This is a genomic window from Furfurilactobacillus entadae (assembly GCF_045862745.1).
Taxonomy (GTDB): Bacteria; Bacillota; Bacilli; order Lactobacillales; family Lactobacillaceae; genus Furfurilactobacillus; species Furfurilactobacillus entadae.
In genome coordinates this window covers 1-2491 of sequence record NZ_BQXN01000043.1, presented here as the reverse complement: position 1 = coordinate 2491, position 2491 = coordinate 1, and the positions used below count along the sequence as shown (strand labels likewise).

General features: G+C 42.1%; 3 protein-coding genes and 1 pseudogene. 1 reads left to right on the top strand and 3 read right to left on the bottom strand.

The features are described from left to right. Positions 1 to 249: pseudogene (locus ACKTR5_RS11580) on the top strand (recombinase family protein); the annotation flags it as partial. A 461-nt stretch (positions 250 to 710) separates the two neighbouring features. Here ACKTR5_RS11580 and ACKTR5_RS11575 read toward each other — a convergent pair. The 3 genes from ACKTR5_RS11575 to ACKTR5_RS11565 all read right to left on the bottom strand — a co-directional run. Further along, the gene (locus ACKTR5_RS11575; protein ID WP_407881655.1) at positions 711 to 1046 is read right to left on the bottom strand and encodes a hypothetical protein; all 336 of its coding nucleotides are present in this window, start codon (positions 1044 to 1046) and stop codon (positions 711 to 713) included. A 106-nt stretch (positions 1047 to 1152) separates the two neighbouring features. Further along, positions 1153 to 2226 carry a PDDEXK family nuclease gene (locus tag ACKTR5_RS11570; RefSeq protein WP_407881653.1) on the bottom strand — a complete coding sequence of 358 codons (1074 nt, stop codon included), beginning with the start codon at positions 2224 to 2226 and terminating at the stop codon, positions 1153 to 1155. Between the two features lie 24 nt (positions 2227 to 2250). Next, positions 2251 to 2491: hypothetical protein (locus tag ACKTR5_RS11565; RefSeq protein ID WP_407881651.1), on the bottom strand; the 241-nt coding region annotated here is incomplete at its 5' end.

Below are 2491 nucleotides of genomic sequence, written 5' to 3'. Positions count from 1 at the left end.
AGAATTAGAGAACGTCAGGCCCAAGGAATCAAACTGGCCAAAGAGCGCGGAATTTATAAGGGGCGCCCACGACTATATGCTGTGGACGCAAAGGACCCACAAAAGCGCTACATTTATCAGCAGGTTTGTAATGACTTACAGTACAGCCAACTATCCGACTCGGCCATTGCCCGAAAGTTTGGTATTAACAGGTCAGTGGTGCGTTACATTAAATCTGACCTAGTGACACTCCAACCAGGTCAGAGCTAACGGTTGAAAACAACAAGAATTGTGCTATTATCATGGTAGCAATTAAAAAGAGCCAGCTGCTTGCGACAGCTGACTCTCTGTAATCACATTGCAAAATGACGTGTTAAATCATCACATTAGTGATGATTTTTTTTATGGCCAAAAATAGCTTTACATTGACCGATAATGGTCAATGCTAAACTAACGGCCGTGAGTACCTGAATTAACAGGTGCACCGCAAGCTAACCTCATTCTGTTTAATTGCATGGGCATCACCTCCCACGCTGGGTCAATTTGAAGTTGACCGTGGGGGCGTTCCTGCAATTATGATTACCAGTATATTATATAAGAAGGAAAACACCATGTCTATTTGCTGAATAGTGTTCTTGACCAACCTCTAACCCAGGGTTTAAAGCCGTTTAAAAGCATAGTCAACAACTGTTAAGTTGTTGACTATGCTTACCCTTGTGAACAATATTGATCTATTTGCCCTTGTTACTTCTTTCCGAGATTTTTACAGCAAGCCACAAGAAACCGAATGAAAGAGCCATACCCACGAGAATCCCCACGCCAAGTGCTCCATTCAAATCGTTCCATATTAATCTTAATCCTGTACGCATTTTGAACCGTTCATACAAGTAGTATATAAGACCAGAAGCAGCCACCAGCAGACACAAATCTTCAATTACTAAAATTATTCTGCTATTTTTTTCACTTAATATATCTTCTAACAATTTGATAGCAATTACTGAAGATATTCCTGTTAGCCACGAAAGACCAAAAACAAAGCCAAGCCAAAACACTTCTAAATAACTCATTAAACAAGCCCCCTCTAATTATTCACGTTTACCTTTTTTAATAAAGCAGTGAAAAAGGACATGAAGGAAACCAATTCACTGCTATTAAATTGTTGACTATGGTTTGTTAGACGTTGTATCGCACCGGTTGCTTTTCAATCCGATCAGCTGGGTCGATCAGTTCCATTTCCATCGATACGTCCATCGATACGCTTTGGATTTCCAAAAATCGCTGGGCATAACGTGGGCTCAACATCTTTTTAAGCCAGGCACTTTGTACATGATGGGCTAACCAATAGACGATACGTGTGCGATAACCAATCACAATTTGATTTTCTTCATCGATTCTTTCGAGAACCATTGACCACGGTGTTGCCATTTCTCGCTTCACAAGATGATGTCTTAGGGCAGAAATGATCAGCGCAATAACGAAGAAGACAAAACCACCCGTTAGCATCGACACCGCTTCAGCATTTGATTGCACAATGAGTGAATGCGGAATCGTGACGCCTTTGTTTCCTGCAATTGCACCCGGTACCGATAAAGCAACACCAATGAACATGTATAGGATGGCGATCACGTGTAACACTTCAGTTAAAAAATTATACGTAAAAGCTCGTTGATTTTGCTCATACTTTGAATACTTTAGGGATTCGAGTGTTTCTGGTGTAATTTTGGGTTGTTGTTCGAGAACTCTTAAAACATTTCCAGTCATAGCATCTGGAACGCTCACCCAAAACCTAGTTATCGCTCGTGAATATGATTTGAACCAAACCCTATCGCCTTTTTTTAACTCTTTCAGAGTATTTGCGAGCCAATAGTTTTGCCCCCAACGAATCTCACATTTTTGTTCCTGACTATTCTCATCTTTGTAGTACGTGCAACGGACATTTGGCTCGTTATCTTCAATGACATTACCGGCGGCAAGATCAATCGCTCGTAACTGCTCCACAAATTGATTGATCAGCTGCGGTTTACTAGTGAGGTGGCCTGTGATTCGGCCTGCATTAATTGGCCCGCTTTTGAGTTGAGAAATGTGCAGCTTGTTAGGCGTTTCGCTCAACTGTACACTGTAGTTCTCTGTTGGCAACACTGCCAACACCTTGCCTAGATACTTTTGTTCCACGTCTAACACAAAATCCACGGGAACCTGTTCATCACCATACAGTTTGTTTGGTTCATTGGCAGTTAAGTCTTTCATGATGCTAACTCCTTTTTTCTTGGCCTATTTTTCATTTTCGTTAGCCGAAGTGATCGCGGTGAGCCCAGGTAGCACCGGCTCAAAAGGACGTGTCGATGGTAGACCTTTAATCTTGAATGGGGCACTGTAGAATCCTTGCTCTTGTCCACCTCTTTGGATTATCTCTTGATGCCGCTCAACATCGTAAGCCATTGCCTCTTGCTTACTCATACCAGGGGTACCTAAAAATCGTTCGCGTGCCCAATCATGTGAGCGATCCGGTAAT

What these genes read in the sequence shown, in the direction of transcription:
- ACKTR5_RS11575 (WP_407881655.1), bottom strand. Translation starts at nt 1,046, where the DNA reads ATGAGTTATTTAGAAGTGTTTTGGCTTGGCTTTGTTTTTGGTCTTTCG.
- ACKTR5_RS11570 (WP_407881653.1), bottom strand. Translation starts at nt 2,226, where the DNA reads ATGAAAGACTTAACTGCCAATGAACCAAACAAACTGTATGGTGATGAA.